This is a genomic window from Vibrio fortis, from assembly GCF_000695685.1.
GTDB classification, from domain to species: Bacteria; Pseudomonadota; Gammaproteobacteria; order Enterobacterales; family Vibrionaceae; genus Vibrio; species Vibrio fortis_A.
The window spans coordinates 324,121-340,778 of sequence record NZ_JFFR01000002.1 but is presented as its reverse complement, the minus strand read 5'-3'; the positions used below and the strand labels follow the sequence as shown (position 1 = coordinate 340,778).

General features: G+C 44.3%; 17 protein-coding genes. 11 read left to right on the top strand and 6 right to left on the bottom strand.

The annotated features are described in order from the left end of the window. The first annotated feature begins 75 nt into the window (after positions 1–75). The gene (locus VFDL14_RS21040; protein WP_032549019.1) at positions 76–342 is read left to right on the top strand and encodes a DUF2960 domain-containing protein; all 267 of its coding nucleotides are present in this window, start codon (positions 76–78) and stop codon (positions 340–342) included. A 108-nt stretch (positions 343–450) separates the two neighbouring features. On the opposite strand, the gene nagK is transcribed toward VFDL14_RS21040, so the two are convergent. Both nagK and VFDL14_RS21050 read right to left on the bottom strand, forming a co-directional pair. Next, entirely contained in the window at positions 451–1,359 is a 909-nt protein-coding gene (gene nagK, locus VFDL14_RS21045; RefSeq protein ID WP_032549018.1) for an N-acetylglucosamine kinase, read from the bottom strand. A gap of 153 nt (positions 1,360–1,512) precedes the next feature. Continuing rightward, positions 1,513–2,253: a tRNA-uridine aminocarboxypropyltransferase gene (locus tag VFDL14_RS21050; RefSeq protein ID WP_084181788.1), complete on the bottom strand. Its 741-nt coding sequence runs from the start codon at positions 2,251–2,253 to the stop codon at positions 1,513–1,515. Between the two features lie 74 nt (positions 2,254–2,327). On the opposite strand from VFDL14_RS21050, the gene VFDL14_RS21055 reads away from it, so the two are divergent. Beyond that, the gene (locus VFDL14_RS21055; protein WP_032549017.1) at positions 2,328–3,119 is read left to right on the top strand and encodes a sterol desaturase family protein; all 792 of its coding nucleotides are present in this window, start codon (positions 2,328–2,330) and stop codon (positions 3,117–3,119) included. A 23-nt stretch (positions 3,120–3,142) separates the two neighbouring features. Here the strand turns inward: VFDL14_RS21055 and VFDL14_RS21060 are convergent, their stop codons facing one another. Beyond that, complete coding sequence (locus VFDL14_RS21060; protein WP_032549016.1) at positions 3,143–5,188, bottom strand: methyl-accepting chemotaxis protein; 2,046 nt, start codon at positions 5,186–5,188, stop codon at positions 3,143–3,145. 105 nt (positions 5,189–5,293) lie between these two features. On the opposite strand from VFDL14_RS21060, the gene VFDL14_RS21065 reads away from it, so the two are divergent. Next, entirely contained in the window at positions 5,294–5,776 is a 483-nt protein-coding gene (locus tag VFDL14_RS21065; protein WP_032549015.1) for a C40 family peptidase, read from the top strand. 86 nt (positions 5,777–5,862) lie between these two features. On the opposite strand, the gene VFDL14_RS21070 is transcribed toward VFDL14_RS21065, so the two are convergent. Beyond that, on the bottom strand, positions 5,863–6,207 hold the full coding sequence (locus VFDL14_RS21070) for a DUF3802 family protein (protein WP_032549013.1): 345 nt from the start codon (positions 6,205–6,207) through the stop codon (positions 5,863–5,865). A gap of 506 nt (positions 6,208–6,713) precedes the next feature. Between VFDL14_RS21070 and VFDL14_RS21075 the strand changes: the two genes are divergently transcribed. Then, positions 6,714–7,580: a fructosamine kinase family protein gene (locus tag VFDL14_RS21075; protein WP_032549011.1), complete on the top strand. Its 867-nt coding sequence runs from the start codon at positions 6,714–6,716 to the stop codon at positions 7,578–7,580. Between the two features lie 22 nt (positions 7,581–7,602). After that, entirely contained in the window at positions 7,603–7,806 is a 204-nt protein-coding gene (locus tag VFDL14_RS23780) for a CPXCG motif-containing cysteine-rich protein (protein WP_084181786.1), read from the top strand. Between the two features lie 89 nt (positions 7,807–7,895). On the opposite strand, the gene VFDL14_RS21080 is transcribed toward VFDL14_RS23780, so the two are convergent. After that, positions 7,896–8,507, bottom strand: coding sequence for a riboflavin synthase (locus tag VFDL14_RS21080; RefSeq protein ID WP_032549704.1), 612 nt, complete (start codon positions 8,505–8,507; stop codon positions 7,896–7,898). A gap of 161 nt (positions 8,508–8,668) precedes the next feature. Here VFDL14_RS21080 and VFDL14_RS21085 point away from each other — a divergent pair, with 161 nt between their 5' ends. Further along, positions 8,669–10,039 carry an MATE family efflux transporter gene (locus VFDL14_RS21085; RefSeq protein ID WP_032549009.1) on the top strand — a complete coding sequence of 457 codons (1,371 nt, stop codon included), beginning with the start codon at positions 8,669–8,671 and terminating at the stop codon, positions 10,037–10,039. Positions 10,040–10,092: 53 nt separating this feature from the next. On the opposite strand, the gene VFDL14_RS21090 is transcribed toward VFDL14_RS21085, so the two are convergent. After that, complete coding sequence (locus VFDL14_RS21090; RefSeq protein ID WP_032549008.1) at positions 10,093–10,935, bottom strand: DNA ligase; 843 nt, start codon at positions 10,933–10,935, stop codon at positions 10,093–10,095. 313 nt (positions 10,936–11,248) lie between these two features. Between VFDL14_RS21090 and VFDL14_RS21095 the strand changes: the two genes are divergently transcribed. The 5 genes from VFDL14_RS21095 (at position 11,249) to VFDL14_RS21115 (ending at position 16,640) form a co-directional block, all read left to right on the top strand. Next, positions 11,249–11,578: an STAS domain-containing protein gene (locus VFDL14_RS21095; RefSeq protein WP_032549007.1), complete on the top strand. Its 330-nt coding sequence runs from the start codon at positions 11,249–11,251 to the stop codon at positions 11,576–11,578. A gap of 58 nt (positions 11,579–11,636) precedes the next feature. Further along, positions 11,637–12,470 (top strand): OmpA family protein, encoded by an 834-nt coding sequence (locus tag VFDL14_RS21100; RefSeq protein ID WP_032549006.1) that lies wholly within the window; start codon positions 11,637–11,639, stop codon positions 12,468–12,470. A gap of 20 nt (positions 12,471–12,490) precedes the next feature. After that, a complete protein-coding gene (locus tag VFDL14_RS21105; protein ID WP_419177359.1) occupies positions 12,491–14,566 on the top strand; it encodes an SLBB domain-containing protein in 2,076 nt (691 codons plus the stop codon). Continuing rightward, a complete protein-coding gene (locus VFDL14_RS21110; RefSeq protein WP_032549004.1) occupies positions 14,566–15,255 on the top strand; it encodes a tyrosine-protein kinase family protein in 690 nt (229 codons plus the stop codon). Before VFDL14_RS21105 ends, VFDL14_RS21110 begins: the two co-directional genes overlap by 1 nt. 395 nt (positions 15,256–15,650) lie before the next feature. Continuing rightward, positions 15,651–16,640, top strand: a complete 990-nt coding sequence (locus VFDL14_RS21115; RefSeq protein ID WP_032549003.1) for an ABC transporter substrate-binding protein — start codon at positions 15,651–15,653, stop codon at positions 16,638–16,640. Positions 16,641–16,658 lie beyond the last annotated feature (18 nt).

Genomic DNA, 16,658 nt, shown 5'->3' with positions numbered 1-16,658 from the left:
TTCCGCCTTAACCTTGAGAGTGTGTAAGATTTTCTGTAGAGTTCGCGAAAATCCTAGATTCAACTGGAGAGCACCATGGCTCGTACTATTCTGTATACCTATAAAGATGAAGACAAAGAGTTGCTGTTTTCAAAACAACAACACCGCACGATCCAAGAAGCTGTTGCTGCGGCTGAAGGCATCGACATCACTGAGTATTTAAAAACAGAGCAACAGCTTGAGTTGATTTCAGATACTAAAGCGGTTCGTAACTACCAAGATAACTACTTCCGTAAGCTAGGCTTCACAAAGCTTACACTGAAGCAAAAAGAAAACTTGGGTGTTGGTAAAAAGAACAAGTAGCTCTTAGTTTCTTCATTCTGATTGCTCGTTTTGAACATCAAACAATAAAAAATGCCGCAACCTCTTCAGAGATTGCGGCATTTTCATTTCGTCGATTTAACCTAAGAATTACTTAAGGTTAAGGAATGCAGCGCCACGAACACCGCCTGAATCGCCGTGTTTCGCTTTGATGATCTTCGGACACTTAGCAACTGAAAGCAGGTACTTTGGAATGCGCTTTGGCATCTCTTCGTAAATCAATTCGAAGTTTGATAGACCACCACCCAGTGCAACTACATGTGGATCCAGTGCAGTAAATAAGTTAGCAAAACAGATAGCTAGAAGCTCCATGAAGCGCTCTACATGCTCTACTGCTTTGTCTTCACCTTCAGCGTGCGCTTTGATGATGTCGATAGCTTTCTTCTTCTCGCCAAAGTAGTGCTCGTAAATTAACTCGAAGCCACGGCCAGATAGGTAGCTATCCAAACAACCTTTCTTACCACAACCACAGCCTAGAAGCGGTGCGTTTTCACCAAGGTGAAGCCATGCATCTAGCGGTAAACGCATATGACCAAGTTCACCAGCAACGTGGTTACGACCTGAGAACACCTTACCATCAAAGATTAAGCCGCCACCAAAGCCAGTACCTAGGATTAGACCTGCTACTGATGGTTCGTCTTGAAGCTCTTCATCCCAAGCTTCTGAAAGTGCAAAACAGTTTGCGTCGTTTTCAATTTTAACGCTACGGCCAATACGAGCTTCCAGGTCTTTACGTAGTGGTTTACCTGTTGAAGCAGGAACGTTAACAACCAACATTGTGCCGTCGTCCGCGTTTTCCATACCTGGTAGACCTAGACCGATCTTACCTTCACATGAGAACTCACTGTCGTACTTCTCAACTAGGCCAGCGATCGTGTCGATCAACTGCTGGTAAGAGTCTGTAGGTGTTGGCACACGTTCTGTTGCCACACGTTCTAGTTTCTCATTGAATGCACCAAATTCAATCTTAGTGCCGCCAACATCAAAGCCGTAATACATCAAATCTCTCCAATTTTTCCCTAAATCTGGGACAATATAAAAGTCACTGCGGGTTATTATCCATAACACTCCCCCTACAAACCGTGATAGATGACAAACTTATTCTCTGATTGGGTCCGTTTGAACAAGTTGTCAGCACATGCGGTGTCAGGCTTAGAGCGACGTCTCACTTTCACAATAATCGATATAAGCATTTAAGCTAGGTTTTGTTTGGTCCGACTTGTAGCGGGTTTTACTTAGCATGTAGCTCTCTCTAAACGCTTCAAACCACATTTGTAGTGTTTTTGCGCCCTGCTCTTCACCAGCTTGCTTCAATACCAAACTCGCTACTTCTGCCGTTGATAAATGCTGCTCGTTGTCCGACTTGCGCATCATGTATTGTGACACTGATTCTGGCTCAATAGATAACACAGGTAGGTGTTGCAGATACTCTGATCGGCGGAAAATACGACGAGCTTCGCGCCAACTGCCATCAATAAAGATCAGCAGTAGTGTTTTATTTGAATCGCGCATTGATGGAAGATCTTGAACCACTCGGTTCTTATCGTCCGTATAGTCTTCAGGGAACACGATTACCGGTTGGTATTTTTCGTCTTTTAAGACAGCGAGCATCTCTGGATTTGGCTCGGTTCTGTGCCAAAGGTAGACGTGGCTGTCTTTGACGGTGTCCACAATGAGTCGACCCGTATTGCTCGGTTTAAGAACTTCGTTATCGGATAAGATCAACATAGTCGCGACATTGGTTTCAATATCAGGCTGATGGTCACAGATACAGTGACCTTGTTCGATCTTACAGTATGCGCAGCGTACCACCTTACAGCCTCGCGCTTTAAAAGGTCGAGTAGAGAGGGACAAACGATGTTGATAAAGGTGGTGAAAAGCGTGAATTCTCATGGTGTTTAACGATAGCTCTAGAAAAGTGGTGCGATTGTACTTAGAGTGAATGGATAATGATAGAAGGAATTCCTATGCAAGACCCCTCTTTGCTTCGCCTTGCCTGCTTTGTCACCGCTTTTGTCGGCTGTGCCTTATGGGAAGCGTATTCTCCACGTAAGCAACTTACCCAGAACAAATGGTTCCGTTGGGGTAATAATTTTGCTCTAGTGGCGCTCAATAGCGTGCTACTCGCCACTTTGATTCCCATTGCTGCGTTCCAATCTGCGCTCATTGCCGAACAAAACCAGTGGGGCCTGTTCAACCAGATTTCGCTTCCAACGCCTTTGGTCGTGATACTGTGCGTTTTATTGTTGGACTGCGCTATTTACATACAACATCTGGTATTTCATCGAATCCCAATACTATGGCGTTTGCACCGTGTTCATCATGCTGATTTGGATATTGACGTCACCACAGGAACACGATTTCACCCAATTGAGATGATTCTATCAATGTTGATTAAGATCAGCTTGGTGATGTTACTCGGCGTGTCTGCGCTGGCAGTTGTTATCTTTGAAATCGTCTTGAATGCGAGTGCGATGTTTAACCACAGCAATGCTAAACTACCGCTGGCGATAGACAAAGTTTTGCGCAAATGGATAGTGACGCCAGACATGCATCGTGTTCACCACTCTGTGATTGTAAAAGAGACCCACTCTAATTTCGGTTTCTTTCTATCAGTCTGGGATAGATGGTTTAAAACCTATCGCGCACAGCCCCAACTTGGACACGATAAAGTTCAAATAGGCGTTCCTGAAATCCAAGATGGTAAAGAGCAACGATTGGACAAAATGTTGCGCCAGCCCTTCATCAAACAGAACTAAGTATTTAACTTACTTGAAAGGCTTTAACTCAAAACATACTTATGTAGCATCGCTTGTTGGTGCCCCGCGATATCTGCAACCTGCTCTGAACTTTCGATCATCGACTCCAGTTGCATCTTGGTGTTTTCACCTTGCTCAGAAACTCGTGTAATTGATTGTGTCACATCAACCGTGGCACGCGCCTGCTCTTCTGTCGCCACCATGATTTGCTCAACACGTCCTTTGATTTGAGCAACAGCGACCTCAATCTTCTCGAATGCTTGCTTAACATCACTGCTCGTTTGAAGTGCGTTGGCCATTTCACTGCGTGATTCAATCACAGACTCCTTAGAACGATCAGCGGCTGCGATTAGCTCCGTCATCATGCTGCGGATATTGGTCGTTTGCTGGGAAGTACCACTCGCCAGTTTACGGACTTCATCTGCGACCACCGCGAAGCCTCGACCTTGCTCACCGGCTCTTGCTGCTTCAATCGCTGCATTGAGTGCCAGCAAATTTGTGTTCTCGGCAATGCCGCTGATCATATCTACCATTTCGCGGATCTGCTTTACGCGACCATCGAGTTCATCCATCGACTCTTCATTGACACTGAGTGTTTTCTCGAGAGCATGCAATCGCTGTTGGTTCAGACCGACCACTTGGCTGCCATTCACCGATTCGGTCTCAGCCAATTGCGCGTCGTCGTTTGACGCATTCGATATACGCGCAATTTCGCTGATCGATGCCTCTAATTGAGTGATCGTCGTAATCATATTTTGTAATGACTCATTTTGCGCGTTCAAACTTTGGTTGGTTTGTTCTGCTGCATCATGACTTACCTCGGCAGTTTGATAGAGGGTTTCGCAGTTACGAGTCACCGAACTGACCGACTCCGCCGTTGATCCCACCACTATGTTGAGCTTTGAGGTAATAACTTGCAGTTCGTATGGACCTTTAGGCTCCGACTTCTTTGAAAAATCATGTTCAGCTAATAGCGCCAAGTGCTGCTTAATGTTCTTAAGCCCTTTGTTAACCCAACGTTGAAGCACGAACCCGGAAATCAAAATGATCATAGTGATTACTGTACCGCTAATAAGTAACACTCTATCAATGTTACTGATCGTGCTATTTACTACCGATTCGCTCTCGTCGATCAGGTTTGATGCCTCTTCAGACAAGGTGTTGAGGCTTATAATCACTCGGTTTGCAGTTGCCATCACTTGAGCAAGTTCTTGCTTTTGCTCTTCTACCAAGGCAAGTCTGGCTAGTATGTTTTTAATGATTCCCTGTTCCTCAAATCCGTCAGATACCATCTGATATGCGGCGACAAGGCTTGTGAAATCTTTCACATCCGGGTGCCACTCAGAAAAGTCATCATAAGCGAGGTTCATGCCCGCCAAGCGGTTACGCAACTGTCGATACTCAGATTCCGCTTTATCCATCTCTTCGTGCATCATCAACATCAAGAATGAACTTTCCATCGCGCTTACACTCGACACGAAACGATTCGCAGCATCCGTAGACTCTGGGTTACCTTCTGCTAAGAAAGAGCTAATGCGGCTCATTTCTGGCCCTGCAGAGCTCACGCCATAACGAAATGGCTCAACTTGCTTATTGATAACACTCTGTTTGGCTTGAATGTCGATCTGCATGGTTAAGACATGAGATGTCATAGCTTGTAGTTGCGTCATGTCTGAGAGAAGCTGCTCTTTTTCCTGTGGTGAGATAGCGTCAGGAAAATGTTCCGTGATTAACAACAACTCTTGCAACATAGCGTTTGAGTCGTCGGAGAGTGTTTGAATTGACGATTTGGTTGAATTGAGCTGTGTAAGGTCAGAAGACTGAGTGCTGTAACCCAATAATTTAACTTGCTCTAGTACATTTTGTGTCAGCTTGGCATTATTGAGTGCAAGCGGTAATACTTGTTCAGAAAGCGTCTCAAAGTAGCCGCCAACTCGCTCGACCCCTTTTATGCTGACCATAGATAGAAAGACAACAAGCAGTAAGATTACACAGAAGATACTGCTGACGGTTTGTATGAGAGAAAAAGTAAAACGAGCGGGTTGATTAGTTACATTTTTATCAGGCATTGTTGTTCCGATTTAGGTACGGTGTGTGGCATCCTTTCTAAGCTCGGTATACTAAGTTTCATTTATGACACTTATATTTCATAAATTTTTCAGAAGAGTTACAGATTGCAATTAATTCAAAGAGTTATATTATCAGTCGCAATAATAGGTGTCGTAGGATGCTCTTCGTCGCCTGATTTCAACGATCCTGCGCCAAACAACCAAGTACTTTCACCACAAGAGAAACAAACGACTCAAGCGTACATGAGCGTTTATAAAGAGTGGCAAGGTGTTCCCTATAGCTTTGGCGGCACGTCCTATAACGGTATAGATTGTTCGGCATTTGTTCAGGTTGCAGTACTCAATGCAACCCAACAGGCATTACCAAGAACAACGCTAGATCAAAGTAAACAGGGAGTTGAGATAGCTTACGAGCAAGCTAAGAGTGGTGATTTGGTGTTTTTCAAAACGTCACCAAAGGTAAGACACGTAGGCGTTTATCTGGGCAACAAACAGTTCTTACATGCTTCGACGTCTAAGGGCGTGATTATTTCAAGACTGGATAACCCTTACTGGGCTTCAGCATTTTGGCACTTTAGAAGACTCTAACCTGGTCAGGCAGAGTATGAGGCATAGGTATTGGCGAACGTCAACTGAACTATCCGCCAATTACTCTGAGTGAGTCGAGTTTCGTTTTAGTCGTACGTAGCAACTGCCGTATCAAATAGATTTTTCACAAGAGCGATATACTCGTCTAGAAAAACAATTTGTTCATTGGTTGCTTTCTTAGCCCAAACACCCGCTAACACTTCACCTAGGTCGGCAACAACGGCATCCGCTTCTTTCAGCAACTGGAATCGAACACTGGAGTGCATCTCAGGATTTTGTTCAAAAATCGCCATGATATTCGTTGAAATCATGTCAGTTACGATATCTTCAACACTCTCTGAGCCTGTATCACCTTTGTCACTTGTAAATACATCCAAATTAAACGACAAGTGTTCAATCAAAGCTAAATAACCATCGGTTTCTACAACCACAATACTTCTCCGTTTAAGCTCAATGGTAAATTCGTCACAACGATAACCTACAATACTAGGCGAACTCTCAGTATTGTCATTAACTAATTGTTTGATTTGCTAATAAATCGCTCGACCTTGCGTCTAAATGCTCAAAATTAACTCAGAAGTAGTAACTTCCGGGTTTACGTTGCGAGCCAAGTACAGTGTACTTTCACAGATTAAACCAAACGTTCGTCTCTTATCGCGACTTGATTCATTAAAACATAGTTTTTTAAATCACAAATTGATTTACACAAATGATTCGAGCTTTAACAGCAATCTGGTTTATAGGTCGTCTCAATTGTGAGATTGATTCCATTCTCGCAGTTATAGAACGATGTTTAAGATTGGGGCTAAAGGTCACAATTCTCGTAATTGCTTGGCTTAAGAGCAAATAACAACTAAGAACATTGACGCATACGTCTATAAATAGTGGAAATTTATCCTAAACTATTGCGTATACCCACGTTCTTTGAGGATTTCCTATGTGGCAGGCCATTTCTCAACAACTTTCAGACACCCTTCTTTTTAACTTCCCAATTACCGAGCGCGTAAAGGTATCAGGTGGTGAGATTAACGATTGCTACATGATTACTGATGGTAATGAACGTTACTTCGTTAAAGTGAACCAAAGAGAGTTTATTAATAAGTTTGAAATTGAAGCTGAAAACCTACGATTATTGCGAAATACCTCTACCGTTTACGTGCCAGAACTGGTGCTGATAGGTACCACTAAAGAAAGCTCTTTTATTATCCTCAATTACTTACCGACTAAACCACTGGATACTGGCAACAACGGCTTTGATTTTGGCGTTGCACTCGCCAAGCTCCATCTTTGGGGAGAACAAAAAGAGTTTGGTTACGACCAAGACAATTATATCGGCAGCACTCTACAGCCCAACCCTTGGCATAAAAAATGGGGACGCTTTTTCTCGGAGCAACGTATCGGTTTTCAGTTGCAACTCCTTAAAGAGAAAGGCATTGAGTTTGGGGATATTGATGAGATTGTTGATGTTGTAAATACTAAGTTGGCTGGCCACAACCCAACGCCTTCTCTACTGCACGGTGACCTTTGGCACGGTAATGTAGCGACATCTGCATTTGGTCCTATCTGCTATGACCCTGCATGTTACTGGGGCGACCGTGAATGTGATATTGCGATGTCGGAATTGTTTGGTGGTTTTCCAGAAGAGTTTTATCAAGGCTATCAGAGCGTCGCTCCGCTCGACGTCGACTATAATATTCGAAAAGACATTTATAACTTGTACCATCTTCTCAATCATTGCAATCAGTTTGGCGGGAGTTATCTAGAACAAACGGAAGCACATGTTCAGAAGATTCTGGCTGTTTAAGTTGCTGTGAGGAGATTCGATCATGAACAACTACACTGAAAAGTACGTGTCTTGTCCACACTGCGGACACTCTATCGGAATAACTCTTGATGCTTCAAATGGAAGCCAAGACTTTTATGATGACTGCCCTGCTTGTTGCAATGCGATCCATCTCGACATGCAAGTCGATGAAGTAAGGAACACAATCAATTTATCTATTGATGCCGACGACGAACAAGTATTTTAGTTCACCATAAGGCTACCGAGCTTACTAAAACAAAGAGCACGTAATGACGTGCTCTTTTTGATTCGATTATTGTTGCCTGTATAGCTGAATTATCTATTTTGATTCGCCAATACACGCTCTACAGTGTCAACAATGGCTTGCGTCTGCGGGTCAAACTCAATGTTTACTTGGTCGCCTACTTCTCGGCTACCAAACAGGGTGCGATGGAGAGTTTCTGGAATGAGATGAACTGAGAAACGATTCTCTTCTACTTCACCAATGGTGAGTGAGCAGCCATCGATACCGATGTAACCTTTACTCAATACGTACTTCATTGATTCTTGAGGCAGCTCAAACCAAATTGTGCGGTTATTTTCTGTCTTAATCACATCAACGATGTCTGCGACTAGAGTGATGTGCCCTGACATGCTGTGGCCGCCAATCTCATCACCGAACTTTGCAGCGCGCTCAACGTTAACCAAGTCGCCTTCTTTCAAACGGCCAAGGTTGGTTAGCCTTAACGTTGCTTGCATCAAATCAAAAGAGATTCGAGTTCCGTTGATCTCCGTTACCGTTAAACAGCACCCGTTGTGAGCTACAGAAGCACCAATTGTCAGGCCTTCGACCATGTCATCACTCAGCTCAATAATATGAGTTTGGAACATCTCTTTCTTTTCTATAGCAACTAAGGTCGCCATACCTTGCACGATACCTGTAAACATAATATTCCCGTTTTGTGTTGTCACGTCACAGTTTTTCATAGCAGTTGTAGTGACATTTCTTTATTATTCGCCCAGTGGCGCATTACGATCAGTATCTCTGATTCATTCTGAATGTCCATCCCTAAGTATCTAATCTTATTATCTTCTAGCTGGAGTCCTTTGTGCATCGTTACAAAACAGAAGCATCAAACTTAATAAAACTCGCGACACCGGTACTCATAGCCTCTGTTGCCCAAACCGGTATGGGCTTTGTCGATACTGTGATGGCCGGTGGTGTTAGCGCCATCGATATGGCTGCGGTATCTATCGCTGCCAGTATTTGGCTGCCTTCTATTCTGTTCGGTGTCGGTTTGTTGATGGCTCTTGTTCCTGTGGTTGCACAACTGAATGGTTCTGGTCGCCAAGAAAAGATCTCCTTTGAGATTCAACAAGGCGCTGTAATGGCCCTGCTTATCTCAATACCAATTGTTGGGGTGCTATTTCAAACCCAAGGCATTCTCAATTTGATGGACGTCGAACCGCTGATGGCAGCAAAAACTAATGGCTACATGCATGCTGTAATGTATGCCGTTCCTGCGTTTCTGTTATTTCAGACGCTTCGCAGCTTCACAGATGGTATGTCGCTAACCAAGCCTGCGATGGTAATCGGTTTTATCGGTTTGTTGCTCAACATCCCTCTTAACTGGATGTTCGTGTACGGCAAACTGGGTGCCCCTGCACTCGGTGGTGTTGGTTGTGGTGTAGCAACGGCCATTGTTTATTGGGTGATGTTTGCCCTACTTCTTGGTTATGTGATGACATCAAAGCGCCTCTCTAAGATTAACCTATTCGGTCAGTTCCATAAGCCGCAGTTAAAAGCTCAGGTGCGTCTGTTTAAACTTGGGTTTCCTGTCGCAGCAGCTCTGTTTTTTGAAGTCACGTTGTTTGCTGTTGTAGCGCTGTTGGTTGCGCCATTGGGTCCTATGATTGTTGCGGCACACCAAGTTGCCATCAACTTCTCTTCTTTGGTGTTCATGTTACCAATGAGTGTTGGTGCAGCTGTTAGCATTCGTGTTGGTCACAAGCTTGGTGAAAACAACACGGAAGGCGCAAAAATCGCGACCCATGTTGGTATCCTAGTTGGCTTAGCGATGTCTCTTGCGACAGCATTCATTACTGTTGTGTTCCGTGAGCAGATCGCTCTTCTTTATACTGAAAACCAAGCCGTTATTACTATTGCGATGCAACTGCTACTATTTGCTGCGGTATACCAGTGTACAGATGCGATTCAAGTTATCGCAGCGGGTGCACTGCGTGGCTACAAAGATATGCGTTCTATCTTCAATCGTACTTTCATCGCATATTGGATTTTAGGTTTGCCACTTGGTTACATTCTAGGTATGACGGATTGGATTGTTGAGCCGATGGGAGCTCACGGTTTCTGGACGGGCTTCATTGTGGGCCTATCTTCCGCTGCTCTATTGCTTGGTTTGAGGCTGCGCTGGATGCATAAACAAGACGACACCGTTCAGCTGGCCTTCAGCGAGCGCTAAGTTCCAGAAGCCTATTCATCATGACGACCAAGAGCCCTGTACCAAGGGCTCTTTTAGTATTCATCTTTCTCTCTAATAAAACGGGCAAATTTAGGCTTACCATTTTGTGTGTACCCATTGTAGCGGAACGTTATTCGACTGCCGATTTGTGGTGGGTCTAACCGCACCTCATCGGTGAACCCTGTACCAATATAGAATTGCACGCCTTTCTCAGTATGAACTAATAATGAGCCCATCATTCCCGAATATTTTCCAGTTCCGCTCTTGTAACCAACGACAATCGCTTCTGCGTCATGGTGCCGTTTCAATTTGAGCAGATCGTTACTTCGTCCAGCTTGATAACGGCTGGTGATTTTTCGCAGCATGATTCCTTCGCCCTTTTCGTTATCAATATTATCCAGCTGCATGTAAAGAGCAGCTTCGCTCTCGATCGGGTAATGCTCTACATAGTGAATGTGTTTTCGCTTGATCCGTTTCACCCAGTCAATAATGTTGTAGTAACGTTTTTGATAGTCGCCGGCAGCACCGGGCATATCAAACAGCATAAATTCGATCTGATTCCATGCTTTATCTATAGGTGTGGTATCGAGAACGGTTGACTGAACGATGTGGAAGCGATCTCTTCCTGCCCAAAGTTCTCCTTCTAAACGTATCGGGGGTAATGGGTCTGTAAACCAAGCTGGTGCGTAAATACGATTGCCGTTACGAGTATAGAGGTGCTCTCCATCCCAAATAGCTCTTACACCATCAAGCTTTTCGCTTTGCCAGTACTCGTTGATATCAATGTGTTGATCGTAATGGTTAGCGAGCATGACCTGATAGGTCGGTTGGATGTTCGCACTGGTCGGGGTTGAAAAGGCCAGTAAGGTAGCAATAGTCAGTTTATTTAATGTCATCATCATTCCATGATTGAACGTCATGCTTTTATTTAAGAACGCACCTAGATAAGTTTCACCGCCTGTATGGTTCTGATGCGACACACTCACCAAAACTATAATTACCGTCGTTTCATTTGCATTTCGTATGTGTTGTTGACCCCATGAAGCCCACTCTTTTTCATTCTCATATTGAGAAAACGTCTTTTCCTATTCTGAGAAACTGAACTGATGATTATTAACCTATTGAAAATTAACAAAAATAAAATTGGCACAGAGTCTGCACTATAGAAGGAAACTGAAAAGAAAAGTAACAGCTTCAAGGAGAGACATCATGGAACTACGTAAAATTGAGCTAAACAATTCAACGCTAACTCTTTCAATTTTTGGTGACTTAGATGCTTCAGGCAGTCGTAAAGCACAACCAGACATTGATGACGTAATTACAAACGACCTTCACCCTGAGGTAGAAATTGATTTCAGCCAAGTGCAGTTTCTAGACTCGTCAGGCGTAGGTGCCATCGTGTACATGTTCAAACGCCTAACTGAACGAGAACGCAATATGCGTTTAGAAAATGTTTCTGGTCAGCCTCTGGAAATCATGAACCTACTTCGCATTGGCCATGCTATCCCTGTTAACTCAAAAAAGGCTGCGAATTCATAAAGTTCCACTAAGCTAAAGATGTACATAATTATAATAAAAAAATTCAAAGGACGTTGGCATGAAAAAATGGACTCATTACATAGCCCTCCCCCTGTCTGCCCTTGTTGTGGGTTGCAGCAGCTATCCAGAACATGGCACAGGAGGCTTGGCAGAAAGTTACGATTCAATCAATTATCAGAATTCTGATTTTTCACCAGTAATGCCTGATGAGCCACTTGGCCCTGAACATGGATTAAGATTTGACTGGCAATTGGCGAAGCTTCATTTGGATTCTCTGATCCAGGAAGGGGCTCGCTGGTGCTTTCCCGCAGCCGTTGTACAGGCAATAGAGAAACAAAACCGCATCGCACGTGAGCTTCAAGGTGGTCTTCTTCTAGACGCAGCCAATGACCTAGTGATTCAACGCAAACGACTCATCGATCTAGAAATGCGTCTCGACTATGTAACGTCACAAGCTCGTTGCGCACCGCCTAAGAATGAATCCCAATTCAGATTACAACTGTCGATTATCGAACAACTTTACGACCTACTGAATGTCGACAACCAATTTGCCCATAACTCTACCGAGGTAAACCCTAAGTACATGGGGCATTTAGCTGAAGCGAGTACCATTTTAAAGGATCATCCTACGTTAGATTTGATCGTAACAGGCCACGCTGATGCCACGGGTACTGAAGAGTACAACGATAAACTAGCGCTAGGCCGTGCGAAACAAGTAGAGCGTTACCTCACTATTTTCGGCCTAAGCCCAACTCGTATCAAAACAGTATCTGTTGGTGAAACCGTGCCTCTTTTCGAAGGTGAATCTGCTGGGACTCGTTTGACTAACCGTCGAGTGAGCATTGAGATTGTCTCTCCTGACAACGCAGAAATGATGGGAGGTTCGCTATGAAAACTCTGATCATCGCTCTAATGAGCTTTTTAACTCTTGGTTTCTCACCTGTATATGCTGAGGACGAATTCAGCGATGCTGTTCAAGTTGGTGACCTCATCCAGGTTAACGTGCCCGGTGAAGAGAGCTTGAATCGAGGTTTCCAAGTCGACAAACGCGGCCGTATTACTCTACCTGAGGTGGGTGCAGTATTTGTTGCGGGTTACGACAACGAACAACTACAAAAAGTGGTTATCGATGCACTAAGCACGACCTACCGTGATTTATCAACCGCTACTGTGTTCATCAAAGAGCAACAGATTTTAATTTCAGTGCAAGGTTATGTTGAACAGCCAGGCGAATACACATTGTCGCTAGGCTCAAGCGTTCAAATGGCGCTTTATGCCGCTGGAGGTTTAAGAGCAGGTGCGCAATTAGATAAGCTGATTCTCAAACGCGGCGCTGATAGAAAGGAGTTCAACTACAAACGCTTTTTAGATTCGGGCGATGATTCTCAGCTGCCTGAACTGCAATCACTTGATTCTATCTTTGTTCCTGCGTCCCCACTTGTAGGTAATATCGAGCAAGAATTTGATGCAGCCAAGCTTGCTAACTCGGGTGATAGCGCCGACTCTCGCAATTCAATCAAAGTATTCGGTGAGGTTAACGCGCCAGGCTCTTTTGCTTACAAAGAAAATACCGACCTTGTTGATGTTATCATGCGTTCAGGTGGCGTAACACGTTACGCTGGTGTTGAACAGATTCGTGTTATCTCGAACAACACCCCGACGCTTTTCAATCTTAAACGTTACTTGGATACAGGGGATGACTCACTACTTCCAGTACTGCGTCCAGGCTCAACTATCTTCGTCCCTAAACAAGAAGTAGAGATCAAATCGGGTGCAAATACTGTGTATGTAATGGGTGAAGTTGCTGAACCGGGCGCGTACGACGGTAAAAAAGGCGCGACCTTTATGGACATTTTGGCGAATGCTGGTGGTCCGACTCGATTCGCGGAATCACGCCAGATCCGAGTTATCAAAGCCAGCGGTCAAGTCCTTAAATTTGATTTAACCGCTTACACAGAAGGTTTACGTGGCGTGAAGCCACCAGCAATCCAACCAGGCGATGCTATCTTTGTTCCAGAAAAAACCGACATGAATGAAAAGTCTTGGCTTAAGATTTCACCAGACCGTGCTGTGAATGTGATTGGTGAAGTGGTTCGCCCAGGACGTATCGAATGGTCTGACGAAATGGATCTTATGGATCTTCTTGCTCACGTGGGCGGCCCAACTCTTCGTGCAGATACGACCAAAATTGAAGTCGTTAACGGACGCAAGCTTACGGTTTTCGATTTGGATGCTTACATCAAAAACGGCGCACCACGCGAAGACCTCCCTTTCATTCGTGCTGGCGCCATTGTACGTATCCATGACTTACCGCAAGACCCATCTGACAACAAATCGCAATGGGTTCGCCAAAGTTCAGATGCATCAATCTATGTATTTGGGCAGGTAAATGCGCCGGGGCGTTACCGCTTCACTAAAGATATGCACTTCTTAGATATTTTGTCTGCAGCAGATGGCCCAACAAAAGACGCTGACATTCACAATATCCGCGTGACTCATAGAGACAAACCCTACGCGAAAGTAAGTAAGTTAAATCTATCGCTCTATTTTGAAACTGGTGATGAGTCTATCCTGCCTCGCGTAACCACTGGTGATACGATTTACATCCCAGAGAAGGATAAAAACTGGTTGGATACGTCAAAAGAGTCAACGGTACGAGTACTTGGTGCAGTGAACAAGCCGGGTCGCTACGTGTTCAATGACAATATGACGATCCTAGATCTATTAGCTGAAGCTGCTGGACCAACAGAGAATGCTTACTTAGAGAAGATTACTGTCGTAAACATGTCTTGCTGTCAGGGCCAAGCACGTACATTCGACCTGATTAAATTCAGTAAGACAGCGAACATCTATCACCTACCCGTTCTTCGCGCTGGTGATACGATTTACATCCCAGACCGTAGTGAGAGCTTTATTGAAAAAGCACGTGTCACCCTAGATGACATTCTACGTCTAACCACCACTATCGTATTAATTGGAGCATTATGATGACTATCTCAGCCACACAAGCCGAAGTCGAGAAGCTCTACTTAACATCAGAGCTGAATGGACACCGTTCAACATGCATTACTGCCTGCCAAAGTGGTGACGGCGTCACGTCAATCGCTTCCGCATTTGCCGAGCGCTGCATGCTTGCAGGTCACTCAACCCTGTATGTCGATTTGAATCTGTTTAATCCAGCGTTTCATGACTTGGAACTGGTTAACCTCGAACAACAAGGTCAACTGATCGAACATAAAGAATCTAAGCGACTTTTCGTTGGCGTACCTGCTCCACGTGAAGCGTCTGCTCAGCTGGCATTTAAAGACCCAACAATGCTAAAAAATACGGTTGCACAATGGCTAACTCAATATGACCGTGTCGTGATAGATACGTCGCCGCTCTTGCAAGTCAACAAAGGTAATATCCCTGCCCAGTCCGTCGCTAATGCGTGCGACTCAACCCTACTTGTACTCGCTTATGGTGAGACAACGACCAGTCAGCTTGAGCAGGCAAAACAGCTTTTATCGACAGACGGCATTCTATTGTCTGGTGCAATCATGAACATGAAACACGCGCCAAGTTTCCCTCAAGAGATTGCACGTCAATTAAACAAAATGAAGTTTATTCCTTCTAAGTTACGAACGTCTCTCTGCAACAAACTTTCTCAAAATGAGTTCTTAAACCTGCCAATTTAACCCTATGACATGTAGTGATTTTATTTTAAATCGATTAATTTCACAGAAAATCACTACATTTCAATGAAAATACCAACAAAAATACCATGCTAATCTCCCATAGTGTGACTTGCATTGGCAATGCTCGAATCAAATCAGATCAAACATGGATTTTATCCAGATATTCCCTAAACTTATAAAAAGTGGTCAATTTTTGTTGATTCGTCATAAATACTGGGTACCACTCTTACTGCATTAATCTGTTCCCTCGTAAATCGAAAGGAACCAGCCCCGTGAGACGACCAAAGGATATGACTCGTCACATCAACACCACTCAGAGTAACTCCACAGCTAAACACGCCCTTTTGTGTTCTAGTTATGAGAGTTACAAACTTTAATGAGAAAGGAACCTCAATATGAAATACAAGTTAAGCTCCATGTTTTTGTTAGTCGCCGCAGCCAGTAACGCTAACGCTGGTGAATGTGGTAGCGTAACAATCGCCGACATGAACTGGAACTCAGCGACACTCATCGCCAACATCGATAGGTTTATCCTAGAGCATGGTTATGGTTGTGACGCAGAACTTATTCCCGGCGACACCATGCCCACTGGCACCTCTATGATCGAGAAAGGTCAACCTGACGTCGCTCCAGAACTTTGGAGTAATAGTTTAAAAACCGCGCTTGATAAAGGCGTAGAAGAAAAACGCTTACGCTACGCGGGTAAAGCCCTCGTTAACGGTGGTGAAGAAGGATTCTGGGTTCCGAAATACCTAGTGAGTCAATATCCTGAAATCGCCACTATCGAAGGTGTTCGTAAACACGCCAAACTATTCAAACATCCGGAAGATCCAGATACATCCGCATTTTACAGCTGCCCTGCAGGTTGGAACTGCCAAATCAGTGCAGGCAACCTTTTCAATGCACTAGAACTCGAAGAGAGTGGCTTTAGCATTGTCGATCCAGGCTCTAGTGCGGGTCTCTCTGGGGCTATCGCCAAAGCCTATGAGCGTGAAGAAGCGTGGTTTGGTTATTACTGGGCACCTACGGCTGTGCTAGGTAAATACGACATGGTTAAAGTTGATTTTGGCAGTGGCGTCGATAAAGACGAGTTCGTGAACTGTACGACTCAAGAAGAGTGTGAAGCGCCAAAAGCAACTATGTACCCACCTTCTCCAGTACATACCATCACAACAGAAAGCTTTGCGAGTCGTGCGCCTGAAGCCTACGACTACTTCACTAAGCGTGGTTTTACTAACGACAAAATGAACGCTCTTTTAGCTTGGATGGAAGATAACCAAGCTGATGGTGAAGAAGCGATGCTGCATTTCCTAAGCGAATATCCTGATATCTGGCATCCATGGGTATCTCAAGATGTGGCAAAGAAAGTGGAAGCAGAGCTGTAAACAGTTAATGGTTTACTG

What these genes read in the sequence shown, in the direction of transcription:
- VFDL14_RS21040 (WP_032549019.1), top strand. Translation starts at nt 76, where the DNA reads ATGGCTCGTACTATTCTGTATACCTATAAAGATGAAGACAAAGAGTTG.
- nagK (WP_032549018.1), bottom strand. Translation starts at nt 1,359, where the DNA reads ATGTATTACGGCTTTGATGTTGGCGGCACTAAGATTGAATTTGGTGCA.
- VFDL14_RS21050 (WP_084181788.1), bottom strand. Translation starts at nt 2,253, where the DNA reads ATGAGAATTCACGCTTTTCACCACCTTTATCAACATCGTTTGTCCCTC.
- VFDL14_RS21055 (WP_032549017.1), top strand. Translation starts at nt 2,328, where the DNA reads ATGCAAGACCCCTCTTTGCTTCGCCTTGCCTGCTTTGTCACCGCTTTT.
- VFDL14_RS21060 (WP_032549016.1), bottom strand. Translation starts at nt 5,188, where the DNA reads ATGCCTGATAAAAATGTAACTAATCAACCCGCTCGTTTTACTTTTTCT.
- VFDL14_RS21075 (WP_032549011.1), top strand. Translation starts at nt 6,714, where the DNA reads ATGTGGCAGGCCATTTCTCAACAACTTTCAGACACCCTTCTTTTTAAC.
- VFDL14_RS23780 (WP_084181786.1), top strand. Translation starts at nt 7,603, where the DNA reads ATGAACAACTACACTGAAAAGTACGTGTCTTGTCCACACTGCGGACAC.
- VFDL14_RS21080 (WP_032549704.1), bottom strand. Translation starts at nt 8,507, where the DNA reads ATGTTTACAGGTATCGTGCAAGGTATGGCGACCTTAGTTGCTATAGAA.
- VFDL14_RS21090 (WP_032549008.1), bottom strand. Translation starts at nt 10,935, where the DNA reads ATGACATTAAATAAACTGACTATTGCTACCTTACTGGCCTTTTCAACC.
- VFDL14_RS21095 (WP_032549007.1), top strand. Translation starts at nt 11,249, where the DNA reads ATGGAACTACGTAAAATTGAGCTAAACAATTCAACGCTAACTCTTTCA.
- VFDL14_RS21100 (WP_032549006.1), top strand. Translation starts at nt 11,637, where the DNA reads ATGAAAAAATGGACTCATTACATAGCCCTCCCCCTGTCTGCCCTTGTT.
- VFDL14_RS21105 (WP_419177359.1), top strand. Translation starts at nt 12,491, where the DNA reads ATGAGCTTTTTAACTCTTGGTTTCTCACCTGTATATGCTGAGGACGAA.
- VFDL14_RS21110 (WP_032549004.1), top strand. Translation starts at nt 14,566, where the DNA reads ATGACTATCTCAGCCACACAAGCCGAAGTCGAGAAGCTCTACTTAACA.
- VFDL14_RS21115 (WP_032549003.1), top strand. Translation starts at nt 15,651, where the DNA reads ATGAAATACAAGTTAAGCTCCATGTTTTTGTTAGTCGCCGCAGCCAGT.